Raw genomic sequence first — 18,763 nt, 5'->3', positions numbered from 1 at the left:
CGCGGACGTCGGGACCCTTATTACAATCGGCCGGAACCTGCCGCGGCCGTGTTGAGTCCGCGCGGTCCGTTCAGAGAGCGTTCCCCATACTCAGGAGACGAGCATGTCCGCTGTACCCGACGAAGTCATGAAATATGTCGCCGCCGAAAAAGATGACGACCCCCAGGAAACCGGCGAATGGCTGGAAGCACTGGATGGCGTGATTTCTGCTGTAGGCCCTGACCGTGCCCACTACCTGATCGAGAAGCAGATCGAATTCGCGCGCGTGCACGGCGAACATCTGCCGTTCTCGGCCAACACCCCGTACATCAACACGATTCCGGTTGCGCGCCAGGCGAAGATCCCCGGCGACCAGGACATCGAACACCGCATCCGCTCGTACACGCGCTGGAACGCCATCGCGATGGTGCTGCGCGCGGGCAAGGAAACCAACGTCGGCGGCCACATCGCTTCGTTCGCTTCGGCGGCCACGCTCTACGACGTTGGCTTCAACCACTTCTGGCATGCACCGTCGCCCGAGCATGGCGGCGACCTCGTGTTCGTCCAGGGCCACTCGTCGCCGGGCGTGTATTCGCGCGCGTTCCTGCTCGGCCGCCTCTCCGAGCAGCAGCTCGACAACTTCCGCCAGGAAGTGGGCGGCGAGGGCATCTCGTCGTATCCGCACCCGTGGCTGATGCCGGACTTCTGGCAATTCCCGACCGTCTCGATGGGTCTCGGCCCGATCATGGCGATCTACCAGGCGCGCTTCATGAAGTACCTGCAGGCGCGCGGCATCGCGAAGACCGAAGGCCGCAAGGTCTGGGCCTTCCTCGGCGACGGCGAGACCGATGAGCCGGAATCGCTCGGCGCGATCGGCATGGCCGGCCGCGAACGGCTCGACAACCTCGTGTTCGTGATCAACTGCAACCTGCAGCGTCTGGACGGTCCGGTGCGCGGCAACGGCAAGATCATCCAGGAACTCGAGAGCGAATTCCGCGGCGCGGGCTGGAACGTCATCAAGGTCGTGTGGGGCAGCCGCTGGGACGCGCTGTTCCAGCGCGACAGGTCGGGCGCGCTGATGCGCCGCATGATGGAAGTCGTCGACGGCGAGTATCAGACGTACAAGTCGGAGTCGGGCGCATTCGTGCGCGAGCACTTCTTCAACACGCCGGAGCTGAAGGCGCTCGTCGCCGACTGGTCCGATGAAGACGTGTGGAACCTGAATCGCGGCGGCCACGATCCGCACAAGATCTACGCGGCGTTCACCGAAGCGACCCAGGCCAAGGGCCAGCCGACCGTCATCCTCGCGAAGACGATCAAGGGCTACGGCATGGGCGAAGCCGGCCAGGCGATGAACATCACCCACCAGCAGAAGAAGATGCAGGTGGAGCAACTGAAGAAATTCCGCGACCAGTTCCGTCTGCCGATCGCCGACGAAGACCTCGCCAGCGTGCCGTACCTCAAGTTCGAAGAAGGTTCGAAGGAACTCGAGTACATGCGCGCTCGCCGTCAGGACCTCGGCGGCTATCTGCCGGCGCGCCGCCAGAAGGCCGAGTCGCTGCCGGTGCCGGAGCTGTCGGCGTTCGAGCCGCTGCTCAAGGGCACGGGCGAAGGCCGCGAGATCTCCACGACGATGGCGTTCGTGCGGATCCTGAACATCCTGCTGAAGGACAAGGCGCTCGGCAAGCGCGTCGTGCCGATCGTGCCGGACGAGTCGCGTACCTTCGGCATGGAGGGCCTGTTCCGTCAGATCGGCATCTGGAATCAGGACGGCCAGAAGTACGTGCCGGAAGATTCCGACCAGCTCATGTTCTACCGCGAGTCGGAGACCGGGCAGATCCTGCAGGAAGGCATCAACGAAGCCGGCGGCATGTCGGACTGGATCGCGGCCGCGACGTCGTACTCGACGCACGGCGAGATCATGATCCCGTTCTACATCTTCTACTCGATGTTCGGCTTCCAGCGCATCGGCGACCTCGCATGGGCCGCGGGCGACATGCGCTCGCGCGGCTTCCTGCTGGGCGGCACCGCGGGCCGCACGACGCTGAACGGCGAAGGTTTGCAACACGAAGACGGCCACTCGCTGCTGTGGGCCGCGTCGGTGCCGAACTGCATCAGCTATGACCCGACCTTCGGCTACGAACTCGCGGTCATCATGCAGGACGGTCTGCGCCGCATGGTCGCCGACCAGGAGGACGTGTACTACTACATCACGGTGATGAACGAGAACTACGAGCACCCGGCGATCCCGCAGGGCGAGAGCGTGGCGGCGGACATCATCAAGGGCATGTACTCGTTCAGCAAGACCGCGGCCGACAAGAAGACGCCGCACGTCCAGCTGATGGGCGCGGGCACGATCTTCAACGAAGTGATCGCCGCGGCCGACCTGCTGAAGAACGACTGGGGCGTCAACGCCGACCTGTGGAGCGTGCCGAGCTTCACCGAACTCGCGCGCGAAGGCCACGAAGTGCAGCGCTGGAACCTGCTGCATCCGACCGAAGAGAAGAAGCTCTCGCACGTCGAGAAGCTGCTCAAGGGCGCGCCGGGCCCGGTCATCGCATCGACCGACTACGTGCGCGCGCTGACCGAGCAGATCCGCGCGTTCGTGCCGCAACGCTTCGTCGTGCTGGGCACCGACGGCTACGGCCGTTCGGACACGCGCGAGAAGCTGCGCCACTTCTTCGAAGTCGACCGCTACTGGGTCACGGTCGCCGCGCTCCATGCGCTGGCCGAGGAAGGCACGATCGAACGCAAGGTGGTCGCCGAGGCGCTCAAGAAATACAACCTTGATCCCGCCAAACCCAACCCGATGACCGTCTAAGGCATCATTCCCCGTGTGCCACGGCGCGCGCGCCCGTTCCAGTCTGAGGGACGGGCTGCGTGCGCGGCCCAGGAGACACTAACAATGAGTCAAGCGATCGAAGTCAAGGTGCCGGACATCGGCGATTACAAGGACGTCCCTGTAATCGAGGTGCTGGTGAAGGCGGGCGATACCGTCGAGAAAGAGCAGTCGCTCGTCACGCTGGAATCCGACAAGGCGACGATGGACGTGCCGAGTTCGGCGAACGGCGTCGTCAAGGAAGTGAAGGTCAAGGTCGGCGATGCGGTGTCGGAAGGCACGCTGATCATCGTGCTGGAAAGCGCCGAAGGCGCGGCTGCGGCGCCTGCCGCCGCGCCCGCGCCCGCAGCGGCTCCGGCTGCTGCGGCTCCCGCTGCCGCGCCTGCGGCAGGCGGCGGCGTGCAGGAAATCAAGGTGCCGGATATCGGCGACTACAAAGACGTTCCCGTGATCGAAATCGCGGTGAAGGTCGGCGACCGCGTCGAGAAGGAGCAATCGCTCGTCACGCTGGAGTCCGACAAGGCGACGATGGACGTGCCGAGTTCGGCGGCCGGTGTCGTCAAGGAAGTGAAGGTCAAGGTCGGCGATACGGTGTCGGAAGGCTCGGTCATCGTCGTGATCGAAGCGGACGGCGGCGCTGCCGCCGCGCCCGCACCGGCGGCGAAGGCTCCGGCGGAGAAGCCGTCCGACGCGCCGGCCGCGCCGACGCCGGCACCGGCTGCGCCGTCCGCGCTCGCGCAGGCTCCGCTGATCCCGGCTGGCGAGGGCGGCTCGCGCCATCCGAGCCATGCGTCGCCGTCGGTGCGCAAGTTCGCACGCGAACTCGGCGTCGACGTCGCGCAGGTGCGCGGCACGGGTCCGAAGGGCCGCATCACCCAGGCCGACGTGACCGCGTTCGTGAAGGGCGTGATGACCGGCCAGCGTGCCGCGCCGGCAGGCGCAGCGGCACCGGCTGGCGGCGGCGAGCTGAACCTGCTGCCGTGGCCGAAGATCGACTTCACGAAGTTCGGCCCGATCGATCCGAAGCCGCTCTCGCGCATCAAGAAGATCTCGGGCGCGAACCTGCATCGCAACTGGGTCATGATCCCGCACGTCACGAACAACGACGAAGCGGACATCACCGAGCTCGAAGCGCTGCGCGTGCAGTTGAACAAGGAAAACGAAAAGGCCGGCGTGAAGTTCACGATGCTGGCATTCGTCATCAAGGCCGTGGTCGCGGCCCTGAAGAAATTCCCGACGTTCAACGCGAGCCTCGACGGCGACAACCTCGTGTTCAAGCAGTACTACCACGTGGGCTTTGCCGCCGACACCCCGAACGGCCTCGTCGTTCCGGTGATTCGCGACGCGGACAAGAAGGGCCTCGTCGACATCGCGAAGGAAATGACCGAACTGTCGAAGGCCGCGCGCGACGGCAAGCTGAAGCCGGACCAGATGCAAGGCGGCTGCTTCTCGATTTCGTCGCTCGGCGGCATTGGCGGCACGCATTTCACGCCGATCATCAATGCGCCTGAAGTCGCGATTCTCGGCCTGTCGCGTAGCGCGATGAAGCCGGTGTGGGATGGCAAGCAGTTCGTGCCGCGTCTCACGCTGCCGCTGTCGCTGTCGTATGACCATCGCGTCATCGACGGTGCGGAGGCCGCGCGCTTCAACGCTTACCTGGGTTCGATTCTTGCCGATTTCCGGCGTGTGATTCTTTGATGTGGTGAGGGTTGCGCGGGGCACGGGTTTTTGTCTGTGATCCGCGTTTCTCGTTGAGCTTGCTTTCATGGCGGTCTATTGGCGCTGCCCCTGTGCGGGGCGGCAGCTACTTTTCTTTGCACCCCAAGGACATTTCCTTCGGGGCGTCTTCCAGAGAAAAGCAGGCAATAGAAAGGCGCGTCCCTGTGGGCGGACAGCAAAGGATGATTCTGTCCGTGCCCCCGGCGCCTGCCTGGCCGAATGTTGCTGGTTCTTCGCTCATCACGATCAACAGGAGAAGGGGACACCATGAGTCTCGTCGAAGTAAAAGTGCCGGACATCGGTGACTTCAAGGACGTCGATGTCATTGAAGTCAATATCAAACCGGGCGACGTCATCGAACAGGAACAGTCGCTGTTGACGCTCGAGTCCGACAAGGCCTCGATGGAAGTGCCGAGCGATACCGCCGGCACCGTCAAGGAAGTGCGCATCAAACCGGGCGACAAGGTTTCGCAGGGCACGGTCATCGCGCTCGTCGAGGCATCGGCTGCTGCTGCGAAGCCAGCGGCCAGCGAGCCCGAGAAGGCCGCTCCCGCCCCGGCGCCGACCGCTGCCGCGCCGAAGGCTGCCGCGCCGAAGGCTGCCGCCCCGGCTCCGCAGGCCGGCAGTTATTCCGGCAGCGCCGATATCGAGTGCGACATGCTCGTGCTCGGTTCGGGCCCGGGCGGTTATTCGGCCGCGTTCCGCTCCGCCGACCTCGGCATGAAGACCGTGCTGGTCGAGCGTTATTCGACGCTCGGCGGCGTGTGCCTGAACGTCGGCTGCATTCCGTCGAAGGCGCTTTTGCATACCGCGCTCGTCATCGACGAAGCCGAGGCGCTCGGCTCGCACGGCATCACGTTCGGCAAGCCGCAGATCGATCTCGACAAGCTGCGCGACTTCAAGTCTGGCGTCGTCAAGAAGCTGACCGGCGGTCTCGCCGGCATGGCGAAGATGCGCAAGGTCGAAGTCGTGACGGGCACCGGCTCGTTCGTCGATCCGTATCACATGGAAGTGCAGACCGAAGGCGGCAAGAAGGTCGTCAAGTTCAAGCAGGCGATCATCGCCGCGGGCTCGGAAGCGGTGAAGCTGCCGTTCATTCCGGAAGACCCGCGTGTGGTCGATTCGACCGGCGCGCTCGAGTTGCGCCAGATTCCGCAGCGCATGCTCGTGATCGGCGGCGGCATCATCGGTCTGGAAATGGCGACCGTGTACTCGACGCTCGGCGCGCAGATCGACGTGGTCGAAATGCTCGACGGCCTGATGGCCGGCGCGGACCGCGATCTCGTCAAGGTCTGGGAGAAGTACAACAGCAAGCGTTTCGCCAACGTGATGCTGAAGACCAAGACCACCGCGGCCGAAGCGAAGGACGACGGCATCTACGTGTCGTTCGAAGGCGAGAAGGCGCCGGCCGAGCCGCAGCGCTACGACCTCGTGCTGGTGGCCGTCGGCCGTACGCCGAACGGCAAGCGCATCGGCGCGGACAAGGCCGGCGTCGCGGTGACGGATCGCGGCTTCATCGAAGTCGACAAGCAGCAGCGCACCAACGTGCCGCACATCTTCGCGATCGGCGATATCGTCGGTCAGCCGATGCTCGCGCACAAGGCGGTGCACGAAGCTCACGTGGCCGCCGAAGTCGCGCATGGCGAGAAGGCGTACTTCGACGCGATGCAGATTCCGTCGGTGGCTTACACCGATCCGGAAGTGGCATGGGCCGGCAAGACGGAAGACCAGCTGAAGACCGAAGGCGTCAAGTTCGGCAAGGCGGTGTTCCCGTGGGCCGCGTCGGGCCGGGCGATCGCCAACGGCCGCGACGAAGGCTTCACGAAGCTGCTGTTCGATGAAGAAACGCATCGCGTGATCGGCGGCGGGATCGTCGGTCTGAATGCGGGCGATCTGATCAGCGAAGTCTGTCTCGCGATCGAGATGGGTGCGGATGCAACGGATATCGGCAAGACGATCCATCCGCATCCGACGCTCGGCGAATCGATCGGCATGGCTGCCGAGTTGTACGAAGGCGTCTGTACCGATCTGCCGCCCGTGAAGAAGAAGTAAGACGGTTCGGCCCGCTTCGCTGCAATCAGGCGAGCCGGGCCGAAGCGGGAAATCGAAGCAGGAAATCGAAGCAGGAAATCGAAGCAGGAAATCGAAGCAGAAAAGAAAAACGGCGCGCTCTTTGCGGAGCGCGCCGTTTTTTTTCGTGGCGGAATAACGCGGCGGAGCAGGGCGCATGCGCCACATTGCACGCTCGACTGTACGTGCCCACCTCACTCGCGACATTCCGCGGCAGCAGGTAAAAAAATCCCGGCGAGTTGCCGGGCAAACGATACGCTATTCAACGTATCGGAGCGTTCGGCCAATCAAACCGTGTAAGCGGCAACGGCACGACGCTGTTGCTTGCAATAACGCCGGCGCAGCGGGAGCGCTGGGCCGGCGTGAAGGCAACGCCCCGGCGATGCGGGGCGTGGACGGACGTGAAGCTTAGACCGTCTTCTTGGCTGCGCGCGATGCTTGCGCTGCGGCTTGCGAAGCAGCCTTCGAAGCGGCCGTTGCAGCTGCATTGAAGTTGCTTTCGGCGATTTCGACAGCCTGGCGGGTTGCCTTGTGGACCGTTTCGTACGTCGTGTTAGCGGCGGTGATAGCCGACTTCATCACGGCGACAGCGGTTTCCGAACCAGCCGGCGCGTTCTTCGCGACGTTTTCGACGAGCGCCTGGACCTTGCGGTTCTGCTCTTCGAATTGCGCTTCCGCGACGCGTGTGAATTCACCTTGCGTTGCCGAAACGATTTCGTACACGTGGCGGCCGTACGACAGCGCCTTTTCAGCCACCGGCTGCGCGAGGCTCGCTTGCAGTGCCAGCAGTTCTTGCGCGTCCTTCACCGACAGCGCGCGCTGGGTGTTTTCCTGGCTTTCCGCGAGCGTCGACTTCACGACTTGCAGGTTCAGTTCAACTAGCTTCTCGACGCCTTCAAATGCTTTGGTCGTCAGGCCGAACAGGGTTTCGAAGTTGGCTTTCTGGGCTGCGGCGAATTGCTCAGGGGTCAGCAGAGTCATGATTTACGCTCCTGGATCGCGGTCTGTCTGTGCGGACCGCATTGGGTTAGTGGCGAGACGCAGGTAATCGTCTGCCTGGACTGCAATGTATTGTGCATCGCAGCAATGGTTCCAATTTTAAGATTGCTACAAAAAATGTCAAGGGTTTTTTTGTGCGTCGCACAATGTCGGGAAAATACCAATAAAACAATATGTTATGCAGTAGGCATGTCATACAGATGACGCAGGGCGATTTGATTGTTGCACCGCGTTGGTGCAACATAAAACCCTATGTGTCCCCAGTTCGGAGAATTATTTTTCCCCACTGGATGCGTCTATGCGGGCAGGATAGCGGTCGGTCGCCCCCTGAAAACCGGCAAAATTGAATCCGATGTAAACCGCAAACTGTTTCGGAACGTTAACCGCCCATGGCAGTCAAACGCGCGTTGGCGGCTTCGGCGGATGCTTAACACCTATCTGTCTCCAGCTCGCAACGCCTTCATGGCACGGCGCCGCAGTACTTGCCGATGCTCTGACCGTATTTCCCCGGATCAAGGTTGTCTCGAAATTGCCGTTATGCTGCAAGAATCTTCTCGATTCCTGCGAACAGCGGCAATGGCGAGGCCGTAGCTGATGACGATCGTTTTTTTCGATCGGCGTACGGCACTTATTTGCGTTTTCGCGATCGGAGCTTACAAGCCGGTTTAAGGAGCGCTTATAAGTGCTTCAAATTGCTAATTTTTCGTTGCTTTACTACACTTGCGGAAACCTCTCGCCGCTCCCTATCGAACACCCATGAAAACCGACATGTTTTCGTCGCTAAAAGTGATCCACGGCGCGGCACGCAGCACCGCTCTGTCGGTGGCCGTCTCCCTGGCCGTCGCAGCGGCGCTTGCTACGCCTGTCAGCACTTTTGCAGCTACGCCTGCTGCACCCGCAAAAACTTCCAAACACGCCAAGACTTCCAAAGCTGCCAAAAAACCGGCCCCGGCCGCCGCGGCGAAGGTGTCGAGCCGTTCAGTCAAGGCTGGCAAGGGTGCGGCCGTGAAGGCCGCCGCCGAGGACGAAGCGCCGCGCGCCGGCGTCACGCGCAAGCGCGTGACGTTCACGGCGAAGGGCCGTCACCATTCGGCCGTGCGCCGCATCGCGTACGAGCCGCGTCCGCCTACGGTCGGCCAGGCTTTCGGTCTGCACGAGACGCCGGACGCGCTGATGCTGCGCTCGAGCGTCGCGTACGTGATCGATCAGAATAGCGGCGAGCCGCTGTTCGACAAGAACTCGCGCGCCGTGGTGCCGATCGCGTCGATCACCAAGCTGATGACGGCGATGGTCGTGCTCGATTCGAAGGCGCCGATGACCGAGCAGATCGAAGTCACCGACGAAGACCGCGATTACGAAAAGAACACCGGCTCGCGTCTGTCGGTGGGCTCGGTGCTCTCGCGTGAAGACATGCTGCACATCGCGCTGATGGCGTCGGAAAACCGCGCGGCGGCGGCGCTGTCGCGCTACTACCCGGGTGGGCGTCCGGCGTTCCTCGCGGCGATGAACGCGAAGGCGAAGCAGCTCGGCATGACCGACACGCACTTCGAAAACCCGACGGGCCTGACGAGCATGAACGTGTCGAGCGCGCGCGATCTCGTGAAGATGGTCAACGCGGCGTATCAGTATCCGCTGATCCGCAGGTTCTCGACCGATCACAGCTATGAGGTGTACACCGGCAAGCGCACGCTCGCGTACAACAGCACCAACGCGCTGGTGCGCAACCCGACGTGGGACATCGGTCTGCAGAAGACCGGTTTCATCAACGAAGCGGGTGAGTGTCTGGTGATGCAGGCGACCATTCATGGCCGCCCGATGGTGATGGTGCTGCTCGATTCGTCGGGCAAGTACTCGCGTTTCGCGGACGCGACGCGCCTGCGCACGTGGCTCGATAACGGCGGCGACCAGCAGCGTATCACCAGCGCCGACGCGGGTGGCTCGGGCACCTGAGCCTGACCGGTCGCTGTAGCCGGTTTTCGGACCGGCTGCGGCCGCCGTTCGAAGCAAGCCGCAAAGAAAAAGCCTCGCGAATGCGAGGCTTTTTTCGTAGCGCCGGGAGCTGCGCGACGGGCAGCGCGGCTACGTCGTTACGTATGCTGGCCGTGCGAGTGTGAATGATTCTGCTGCACTTGCGGCCGATAGCCGAGTGATTCCGAAATCATCAGCGCAGTCTGGCTCAATTGCCCGAGCCACGAGTCCTGCAGACGATCCGCCGGCGCCGACAGCGACAGGCCGGCGACGAGCTTGCCCGTATCGTCGTAGATGCCAGCTGCGATACAGCGCACGCCGAGCTCCAGTTCCTCGTTGTCGCGGGCGCAGGCCTGCTGGCGTACATGCGACAACTCGCGCTCGAGTTTCGCCAGATCGGTGATGCTGTTCTGCGTGTGGCCAGAGAGGCCAGTGCGCGTGGCGTAGGCGCGCACGCGGGTCGCCTCGTCGGCGGCGAGGAACAGCTTGCCGACCGAGGTTAGGTGTAGCGGCGCGCGTCCGCCGATCGCTCGCACCACCTGCATGCCGGAGCGTTCCGAATACGCACGTTCGATATAGACGATCTCGTCGCCCTGACGCACCGACAGGTTGACGGTTTGCCCGGTCTGGCGGTGCAGTTCGCGCATCGGCGTGAGCGCCGCGTCGCGCACCGACAGGCGCGCCTTCACCAGATTGCCCAGTTCGAGCAGGCGCATGCCGAGACGGTAGGTGCCGGGATCCGAACGGTCGACGAGGCGGCACATCACCATGTCGTTCAGGATGCGGTGCGCGGTGGACGGATGCAGCTCCGTACGGATGGCGAGTTCTTTCAGGCTGACCGGGTCGCTATGTGCCGCCAGTGCATCGAGCAGGCGCATCATGCGTTCGATCACCTGGATCGACGTTTTGGGATCCGGGTTCGTATCGCTCATATGAGAATCGGTGGATGCGTCAAACAGCGAAAACTGATTGTATCTCGTATTGTGAAAAAAGCGAACGCGCTTCGAAGGGCTCTTCCAATCCAGCGCGAGCAGCGTCCTATGCCTTCCGGCCGTTGGTATTGCGCGGCAAACAGCGGATAATCAGGGACGTTTCCCCAAAGGAGGGCTCATGCGAGTCGGATTGTTCGTCACCTGCCTGATCGACCTGATGCGCCCCGAAATCGGTTTTTCGGTCATCAAGCTGATCGAAGGAGCCGGTTTCGAGGTGGTGGTGCCCCCCGCGCAAACCTGCTGCGGCCAGCCCGCGTATAACTCGGGCGAGCGCCGCCTCGCGCGCGATCTGGCCGAGAAAACCCTGCGCGAATTCGAACAGTTCGACTACGTGGTGGTGCCGTCGGGCTCGTGCGGCGGCATGATTCGCGCGCACTACGGCGACCTGTTCGCCGACGATCCCGAACTGATGAACCGTTTCGGCCGGCTGCGGGCCAAGGTGTTCGAGCTGACCGATTTCCTCGTCAACGTGGCCAAGGTGCAATTGCAGCCGGGCGAATTCGCGGGGCAGGTGACCTATCACGATTCCTGTTCCGGCTTGCGCGAACTCGGCGTCAAGACGCAGCCGCGCGAATTGCTCGCCCAGGTGGGCGTCGCGGTGACCGAGATGAAAGATTGCGAGCATTGCTGTGGCTTTGGCGGCACCTTCGCGGTCAAGTACGGCGATATCTCGACCGCGATCGTCGACGAAAAATGCGCGAATATCGCCGCGAGCGGCGCGGGCACGGTGGTGCTCGGCGACCTCGGCTGCATGCTCAATATCGAAGGCAGGCTACGGCGCAGTGGCGACTCGGCTACGCGCGTGCTGCACATCGCACAGGTGCTGGCCGGCGACGTGCGATGACACGCCGGTAGCGGCTCGTCGCGTGTGTGAGGAGCCGGTCCGCCGCTTGCGATGCGCCGCTTTCCGCTATCGGCCCGCTATCAGCCTTTTGTCGCTCGCCCGTTTCCCGTTCATTCTTCGTTCATCTTTTTCTCGCGCCTGTTTGAGGCGTGCGCTTTGCTCCGATTCCGTCCAAGGCTGCCATGCAAGTTCAATCGATGCAGTTCAAGGCTCGCGCTGGTCAGAAACTCGCCGACCAGCGCTTGCAGCAGAACCTGACCAAGCTGTCCACCAAGTTCGTGTCGGCGCGCGCCAGTGCGATGACCGCAATCGACTTTCCCGCCACGCGCGCCGCGCTCAAGGAGCGCCGCAATCGCGCGCTCGAGAATCTCGACGTGTGGCTGGAAACTTTCGAGCGCGAGGCCGCCCGGCGCGGCGTGACGGTGCTGTTCGCCGAGACGACGCAGGAGGCCGCGCGGCTCGTCGGCGATATCGCGCGCAAGCACGACGTGAAGAAAGTGATCAAGACCAAGTCGATGGTCACCGAGGAAATGCGCCTGAACGAAGTACTCGGGCAGATGGGCGTGCAGTCGATCGAAACCGATCTCGGCGAATACATCCTGCAGATCAACGACAACGAGCCGCCGAGCCACATCATCGCGCCGGTCGTCCATAAGGATAAGGACGAGATCGCCGATCTGTTCGCGAAGACTCACGGCCGGCCGCGTTTGACCGAAATTCCCGAGATGACGCGCGAGGCGCGCGAGATGCTGCGTCCGCATTTCATGAGCGCGGACATGGGCGTGACGGGCGGCAACTTCATCGTCGCGGAAACGGGCTCCGTCGTCGTGGTCACGAACGAGGGCAACGAGGGTATGTGCACGGTGATGCCGCGCGTGCACGTGGCCGTCACCGGTATCGAAAAGGTGCTGCCGACGCTGGAAGACCTCGCGACGGCGATGCGTTTGCTGCCGCGCTCGGCGACTGGACAGGCCACGTCGAACTATTTTTCGATGCTGACCGGGCCGCGCGGCGAAGGCGACCAGGACGGGCCGGAGCATATGTACGTGGTGCTCGTCGACGGCGGACGCACGGGGCTCATCGGCGGCGACTTCCAGGAGATGCTTCGCTGCATCCGCTGCGGTGCGTGCATGAACCATTGCCCGGTTTATCAGAAGGTTGGGGGCCACGCGTATGGATGGGTTTATCCGGGACCGATGGGCTCGGTATTGACACCGAGCTACGTCGGCCTCGACAAGGCGCTCGATTTGCCGCAAGCCGCGACGCTGTGCGGCGAATGCAATAGCGTGTGTCCGGTCGGCATTCCGCTCTCCGACCTGTTGCGCAAATTGCGCGAGAAACAGGTGGAGCGGCATCTTCGGCCGTGGAAGGAGCGCACGGGGTTGGCTCTCTGGGGCTGGCTGGCGCTGCATCCCGATGTTTATGCGCTCGTCACCAAACTGGCTGTGCGCGTGCTCGAGCGCATGGGTGGACGCAAGCGTTCGATCGCCAAACTGCCGCTCGGCGGCGCGGGCTGGACCGACACGCGCGATATGCCGGCACCGGCGGGGCGTACGTTCAGGGAGTTGTATGCGGCGCAGCGCAGTCATATTGGCTGACCGCGCAAGCCTTGCAGGCGGCGTTCACGCCCGTGTGCGGACCGGTGGCTGTTTGCGCCCCGGTGCCTCACCCGTGTGCGCATCCTCTTCCCGGGCAACGCACTGCCGCACCTCGAACTGATCCACCTTGAAGCAACGCCCGGCTGCCCATTCCGCCTGAAGCGCGTCACGCACCCCGAGCAGCGCCGCGCGTTGCTCGTCGAGTCGCGCGCGAAGCGTATCGATTTCGTGCAGTCTCTGATCGATCCGGCCGAGCAGCCCATCCTTCGAAAAATCGCCCATTTCCTTGATCGCCGTGCGTATTTCGTCCAGCGTGAAACCGAGCCGCTGCGCCAGCTGGATCTGCCTCAGCCGTTCTTCGGCCGTTGCGTCGTAGACCCGGTAGCCGTTCGCGCCGCGCGTAGCCGCCGGCAGCAAGCCGCTCTGCTCATAGAAGCGAATCGCCGAAGCAGCCATGCCCAGGCGCGCAGCCAGTTCCCCGATCTTCATTTTGCTTGACCTTCAAGTGAACTTGAAACTTAGTATAGGCACATTTCCCGAGACCCAAAGGTTGTCCGATGGCAACGCCGCTATTTGCTCCGCTGACCCTGCCCAACGGCAGCGTCCTGCCGAACCGCATCGCCAAAGCTGCAATGGAAGAGAACCTCGCCGATGCCGGCCAGTTGCCGGGGCCAGCGCTCTGGCGTCTCTACGCGGCGTGGGGAGCCGGCGGCGCGGGCTTGCTGATTACGGGAAACGTGATGATCGACCGGCGCGCCTTGACCGGCCCGGGCGGTGTCGTGCTGGAGCGCGACACACTCCTCGAACCCTTCCGGTGGTGGGCGCAGGAAGCACGGCGACATGGCGCCCAGGCGTGGATGCAGATCAACCATCCCGGCCGGCAGGTCATTGCGGCGCTGGGGCGCGATGCGTGGGCGCCGTCCGCGGTTCCGCTCGATCTCGGCCGGCACAGCAAGCTGTTCGCGCAGCCGCGCGCGATGACGGTCGATGAGATCCGCGAGGTCATCGAACGCTTCGCCGAGACGGCCGCGGCGGCCCAGGCGGCTGGGTTCGACGGCGTCGAGATCCACGCCGCGCACGGCTATCTGATATCGCAGTTTCTGTCGCCGTTGACCAACCGGCGCGATGACGAATGGGGCGGTTCGCTCGAAAACCGTGCAAGGCTGCTCCTGTCGGTCGTACGCGCGGTGCGCGAGCGCGTCGGTGCGGCATTCGGTGTCGCGGTCAAGATCAACTCCGCCGACTTTCAGCGTGGCGGCTTTTCCGAGGACGACGCAAAGCAGATCGTGCTGTGGCTCAATGAAGAGGCCATCGACCTGGTCGAGCTGTCGGGCGGAAGCTACGAAAGCCCGGCCATGCAGGGGCGCACCGCGGACGGTCGCACACTCGCCCGCGAAGCCTATTTCCTGACGTTCGCACGCGAGATTGCCGCGCTCGCGCGCATGCCCGTCATGACGACGGGCGGCATTCGCCGGCAGGCAGTCGCGGAATCCGTGGTTCGCGAAGGGGTAGCGGTCGTTGGCATGGCCACCGCGCTCGCGTCGGTGCCCGATCTGCCGCGACGCTGGCTTGACGGCCAATCGATCGACGCGCCTATCGTCGCCGTCGGATGGCGGGACAAGGCCGCGGCGGGGCTCGCGACGATGGCGCTCGTCAAGCGCCGGCTACGCGCCATCGCCGCCGGACGCCGCCCTAGGCGTTGCTATTCGCCCGTGTACAGCCTTGTCGTCGATCAGATGCGCACACGAAAGCTGGCCGCCCGGTATCGCCAATGGCGGAGCGCTCATAGTTGAAGCGTGGCCGTGCGAGGGGGAGAGGGTGAAAGGGCAAGGCTGCGGCCGCCGGAAAATGGTGGGCGTAGCAGACGCGATCCGCTTTTTATGGCCGGATTTCATGCGCTCGATCCACCAGCACGATATCGCGCCGGGCGGACGGTGTTGGAAGCGTAGAGGTCTGTTTGACGGTTGCGTAGTTGCGCAACCGTCGAGGCAGGCGGCGCACGTGAACGCGCGCCGCCGCCCGGTTCTCAGTGTTCGGTCATCTGTCCCGGCTGGCGGGCGGGAGCGGTTCTCCCCCACGTGTTGCCGCGTCCGCCGCCGTTGCCGGCTTGTTGCGCGGGCGGTGGACCGCCCGCGCCCGGGCGCGGGCCACTCGATCCCCCCGGCCCGTGCGGTCCAGCCACCGCGCCTTGGGGCGGAGGCCCGCCGTGCGGTCCGGGGCCGCCACCGTTGCCGCCGCGGTTGCCATGATCGCCGTGGTTCCCGCCGTTGTCGTTCGGCCGGTCGCGATCCGGATAGCCACGATAGCCGGGCCCCGGACCGTAATAGCGTCCCGGTCCGTTGTAGTACCCCGGGCCGGGGTCATTGCTGTATCCCATGTAGACGTTCGTTTGCGGGACGACCGCCACGCCCGGCGCATAGCCGTCATAGCTTTCATAGCCGCCATAGCCGTTGCTGTACATCGGCGTGCCGTCGGGATAGACCGCGCAGCCGCCGAGCAGGGCGCCGGCCACGAGGCCAGCGAGAGGTGCGAGACGTTTCATTGGTTTAGTCGGATGCAAGTGCAAAGAAATGCTGATGTAAGAATGAGACCACTATTATCGCCGTCCGTCCCACAAGCTTTGTATGCGTTTGTAAGGATTTCTTTTTCGTGCCAGCGCCTGTGGTTGTGCTGGGAAAGAGCGGCCAGTTCACTGTTCTATTTCGAGCAACGATCTATCTCGTTCCGCCCGGTTTTTCCCGATTGAGAATTTCTATAACATTTGGACTGGGCATAGTAGGTCACAAGCTCGTGTGCCTCTCAATCGGAAAACGACATCATGAAAAAGACAATATCGGTGTACTGGCCCCTCGCCATCGTTGTGATGCTCGCAGCGGCCGCCTGTTTGCATATTGGCAGCAGTGCCGTTTCGCGCGCCTCGCAGTCTCCGCTCGACGCCAATCACCTGACCGCCGAACTCGCGCGTGCGGTTTCGTACGGAATGATCGACGACGCATCGGCATTACCGGCCAAGCCCATGCGGGCTGCCTCGGCAATGCCGCTGCCCGAGGCGTCGTAAGCCGATCCGGTGAGGCGCCGCGAGTCTGCAGGGGTAGGCGAGCGCGCTTGCGCGGCTGTATCACGTCCGGCGCGATTCCGTCGAGATTTGTATAATCGCGGCGCGGTTCGCCAACCGCTGCCGATTCCACGCGCGGCGCTGCGGCGCCTGGAAAGCTCCTGATGAAAACTGTGTCCGTGTGTTTCGTGTGTCTGGGGAATATCTGCCGTTCGCCGACGGCGGAGGGCGTGATGCGTCACCTCGTCGACGAGGCGAAACTCGCGGATCGCATCCTGATCGATTCCGCCGGCACCGGTGACTGGCACATCGGTGCGCCGCCCGACGAACGCGCGCAGCTTGCGGCACGGCAGCGTGGCTATGAGCTGGCCGCGTTGCGCGGCCGCCAGATCACGGTGGCGGACTTCGAGCGTTTCGATCTGCTGATTGCAATGGACGAGCGCAACGTCGCCGAGCTGCGCCGGCTTTGCCCGCCCGCGCAACGCGACAGGATCCGGCTGCTGATGGAATTCGTGCCGGAGATCGACCGCCGCTGGGACGGGACACGGGAAGTTGCCGATCCGTATTTTGGCGGTGCCGAAGGCTTCGAGCAGGTGCTCGATCAGTGCGAGGCGGCGTGCCGGGGCCTGATCGACGTGTTGCGTGCGCAACTGCCCGGGTAGATGGGGTCGGCACGCGCCGCGAACTTCGGCGCAAAAAGCGATAAGACCACCCAGGCGCGGGCGCTCAATTAAGCAAATGGCACAAATTCCACCGGTCATACTTGACTAAATCGCTCATGTATTTATACTTGACCAAACTTGTCGAGAATTGTGGTTCCCACATCATATGAGACTCACCACGAAAGGCCGTTTCGCCGTCACGGCGATGATCGACCTGGCACTGCGCCAGGAGCAGGGCCCGGTGACGCTTGCGGGTATCAGCCAGCGCCAACATATCTCCCTGTCTTATCTCGAGCAGCTGTTTGGCAAGCTGCGCCGTCACGAAATCGTCGAGTCCGTGCGCGGGCCGGGCGGTGGCTACAATCTGGCGCGCCGTGCCGAAGACGTGACGGTAGCCGACATCATCATCGCGGTCGACGAACCGCTCGACGCCACCCAGTGCGGCGGCAAGGGCACGTGCGAAGGCACCAAGCAGCACGATGGCCACTGCATGACGCATGAGCTGTGGTCGACGCTGAACCAGAAAATGGTCGAATACCTCGATTCGGTTTCGCTGAAAGATCTGGTCGACCAGCAGCGCTCGCGCGAAGGCGTGCCGACGGTGCTGCGCGACAGGCGCGGCGACGCGCCAGCGGTCGAACCCGTGCGCGTGGCGCCGAAGGGCCCCAATTCCGTTTTCAACATGGCTGGTTCCTGAAGGCGCGGCATCAAATAGACAACACCCGCCGCAGCCCCATAGAGAACCCAGAAGCCAGAGCACATGACGTCCCCGGAGCAATTGATGAATAACGACTCTCTCCATCTGCCCATTTACATGGACTACAGCGCCACGACGCCGATCGATCCGCGCGTCGTGGACAAGATGATTCCGTACCTGCGCGAGCAGTTCGGCAACCCCGCATCGCGCAGCCACTCGTATGGCTGGGACGCGGAGCGTGCGGTCGAGGAAGCGCGCGAGCAGGTCGCCGCGCTCGTGAACGCCGATCCCCGCGAAATCATCTGGACCTCGGGCGCGACGGAGTCGGACAACCTGGCGTTGAAGGGTGCCGCGCACTTCTACAAAAGCAAGGGCAAGCACATCATCACGGTCAAGACCGAGCACAAGGCCGTGCTCGACACCTGCCGCGAACTCGAGCGCGAAGGCTTCGAAGTCACGTATCTGGACGTGAAGGACGACGGCCTGATCGACCTCGACGCATTCAAGGCCGCGCTGCGCCCGGACACGATTCTGGTGTCGGTGATGTCGGTGAACAACGAGATCGGCGTGATTCAGGACATCGAGGCGATCGGCGAAATCACGCGTGAGAAGGGCATCATTTTCCACGTCGACGCGGCGCAGGCCACCGGCAAGGTCGTGATCGATCTGCAGAAGCTCAAGGTCGATCTGATGTCGTTCTCCGCGCACAAGACGTACGGCCCGAAGGGCATCGGCGCGCTCTACGTGCGCCGCAAGCCGCGCGTGCGCATCGAAGCGCAGATGCACGGCGGCGGCCACGAGCGCGGCATGCGTTCGGGCACGCTCGCCACGCACCAGATCGTCGGCATGGGCGAAGCGTTCCGTATCGCGCGTGAAGAGATGGCGACCGAAAATGAGCGCATCCGCATGCTGCGCGACCGGTTGCTCAACGGCTTGTCGGAAATCGAAGAAGTGTATGTGAACGGCGACATGGAAAAGCGTGTGCCGCACAACCTGAACATCAGCTTCAATTTTGTCGAAGGCGAATCGCTGATCATGGCGGTGAAGGATGTGGCGGTGTCGTCGGGCTCGGCGTGCACGTCGGCTTCGCTGGAGCCGTCGTACGTGCTGCGTGCGCTCGGACGCAACGACGAACTCGCGCACAGCTCGATCCGCTTCACGGTGGGTCGCTTTACGACCGAGCAGGATGTCGACTACGTGATCAACCTGCTGAAGACCAAGATTTCCAAGCTGCGCGATCTGTCGCCGCTATGGGAAATGCACAAGGACGGGATCGATATTTCGACGATCCAGTGGGCCGCGCACTAACGCGCCATCTGGACGATACGGATACCCGGTTCA

At 63.4% G+C, this 18,763-nt stretch carries 15 protein-coding genes; 11 read left to right on the top strand and 4 right to left on the bottom strand.

From position 1 onward, the window contains the following. The first annotated feature begins 103 nt into the window (after positions 1-103). From aceE to lpdA, 3 genes are all read left to right on the top strand, one after another. Positions 104-2,800 carry a pyruvate dehydrogenase (acetyl-transferring), homodimeric type gene (gene aceE / locus B9Z01_RS02245; protein WP_085480627.1) on the top strand — a complete coding sequence of 899 codons (2,697 nt, stop codon included), beginning with the start codon at positions 104-106 and terminating at the stop codon, positions 2,798-2,800. An 84-nt stretch (positions 2,801-2,884) separates the two neighbouring features. After that, positions 2,885-4,516 (top strand): dihydrolipoyllysine-residue acetyltransferase, encoded by a 1,632-nt coding sequence (aceF, locus tag B9Z01_RS02240; protein WP_085480626.1) that lies wholly within the window; start codon positions 2,885-2,887, stop codon positions 4,514-4,516. 288 nt (positions 4,517-4,804) lie between these two features. After that, positions 4,805-6,589, top strand: coding sequence for a dihydrolipoyl dehydrogenase (lpdA, locus tag B9Z01_RS02235; protein ID WP_085480625.1), 1,785 nt, complete (start codon positions 4,805-4,807; stop codon positions 6,587-6,589). 426 nt (positions 6,590-7,015) lie between these two features. On the opposite strand, the gene B9Z01_RS02230 is transcribed toward lpdA, so the two are convergent. Next, positions 7,016-7,588, bottom strand: coding sequence for a phasin family protein (locus B9Z01_RS02230; protein ID WP_085480624.1), 573 nt, complete (start codon positions 7,586-7,588; stop codon positions 7,016-7,018). 774 nt (positions 7,589-8,362) lie between these two features. Here B9Z01_RS02230 and pbpG point away from each other — a divergent pair. Next, positions 8,363-9,556, top strand: a complete 1,194-nt coding sequence (gene pbpG / locus B9Z01_RS02225; protein ID WP_085480623.1) for a D-alanyl-D-alanine endopeptidase — start codon at positions 8,363-8,365, stop codon at positions 9,554-9,556. Between the two features lie 137 nt (positions 9,557-9,693). Here the strand turns inward: pbpG and B9Z01_RS02220 are convergent, their stop codons facing one another. Continuing rightward, positions 9,694-10,506, bottom strand: coding sequence for an IclR family transcriptional regulator (locus B9Z01_RS02220; protein ID WP_085480622.1), 813 nt, complete (start codon positions 10,504-10,506; stop codon positions 9,694-9,696). A 178-nt stretch (positions 10,507-10,684) separates the two neighbouring features. Between B9Z01_RS02220 and B9Z01_RS02215 the strand changes: the two genes are divergently transcribed. Both B9Z01_RS02215 and B9Z01_RS02210 read left to right on the top strand, forming a co-directional pair. Continuing rightward, positions 10,685-11,410, top strand: coding sequence for a (Fe-S)-binding protein (locus B9Z01_RS02215; protein WP_085480621.1), 726 nt, complete (start codon positions 10,685-10,687; stop codon positions 11,408-11,410). 182 nt (positions 11,411-11,592) lie between these two features. Further along, entirely contained in the window at positions 11,593-13,008 is a 1,416-nt protein-coding gene (locus B9Z01_RS02210) for a lactate utilization protein B (protein WP_085480620.1), read from the top strand. Positions 13,009-13,032: 24 nt separating this feature from the next. On the opposite strand, the gene B9Z01_RS02205 is transcribed toward B9Z01_RS02210, so the two are convergent. After that, complete coding sequence (locus B9Z01_RS02205) at positions 13,033-13,497, bottom strand: MerR family transcriptional regulator (protein WP_085480619.1); 465 nt, start codon at positions 13,495-13,497, stop codon at positions 13,033-13,035. Between the two features lie 68 nt (positions 13,498-13,565). Between B9Z01_RS02205 and B9Z01_RS02200 the strand changes: the two genes are divergently transcribed. Next, entirely contained in the window at positions 13,566-14,801 is a 1,236-nt protein-coding gene (locus B9Z01_RS02200; protein ID WP_085480618.1) for an NADH:flavin oxidoreductase/NADH oxidase family protein, read from the top strand. Between the two features lie 233 nt (positions 14,802-15,034). On the opposite strand, the gene B9Z01_RS02195 is transcribed toward B9Z01_RS02200, so the two are convergent. Next, on the bottom strand, positions 15,035-15,550 hold the full coding sequence (locus B9Z01_RS02195) for a hypothetical protein (RefSeq protein ID WP_085480617.1): 516 nt from the start codon (positions 15,548-15,550) through the stop codon (positions 15,035-15,037). Positions 15,551-15,826: 276 nt separating this feature from the next. Between B9Z01_RS02195 and B9Z01_RS02190 the strand changes: the two genes are divergently transcribed. From B9Z01_RS02190 to B9Z01_RS02175, 4 genes are all read left to right on the top strand, one after another. Then, positions 15,827-16,066, top strand: a complete 240-nt coding sequence (locus B9Z01_RS02190) for a hypothetical protein (RefSeq protein WP_085480616.1) — start codon at positions 15,827-15,829, stop codon at positions 16,064-16,066. Between the two features lie 161 nt (positions 16,067-16,227). Further along, positions 16,228-16,725, top strand: a complete 498-nt coding sequence (locus tag B9Z01_RS02185) for a low molecular weight protein-tyrosine-phosphatase (protein WP_085480615.1) — start codon at positions 16,228-16,230, stop codon at positions 16,723-16,725. A 166-nt stretch (positions 16,726-16,891) separates the two neighbouring features. Continuing rightward, entirely contained in the window at positions 16,892-17,422 is a 531-nt protein-coding gene (gene iscR / locus B9Z01_RS02180; RefSeq protein ID WP_085480614.1) for a Fe-S cluster assembly transcriptional regulator IscR, read from the top strand. Positions 17,423-17,506: 84 nt separating this feature from the next. Beyond that, positions 17,507-18,730, top strand: coding sequence for an IscS subfamily cysteine desulfurase (locus tag B9Z01_RS02175; RefSeq protein ID WP_085480613.1), 1,224 nt, complete (start codon positions 17,507-17,509; stop codon positions 18,728-18,730). Positions 18,731-18,763: the final 33 nt, after the last annotated feature.

It is taken from the genome of Paraburkholderia susongensis, assembly GCF_900177725.1.
GTDB classification, from domain to species: Bacteria; Pseudomonadota; Gammaproteobacteria; order Burkholderiales; family Burkholderiaceae; genus Paraburkholderia; species Paraburkholderia susongensis.
Note: the sequence above shows the minus strand (reverse complement) of the source record. Positions and strands in the feature narration are given on the sequence as shown.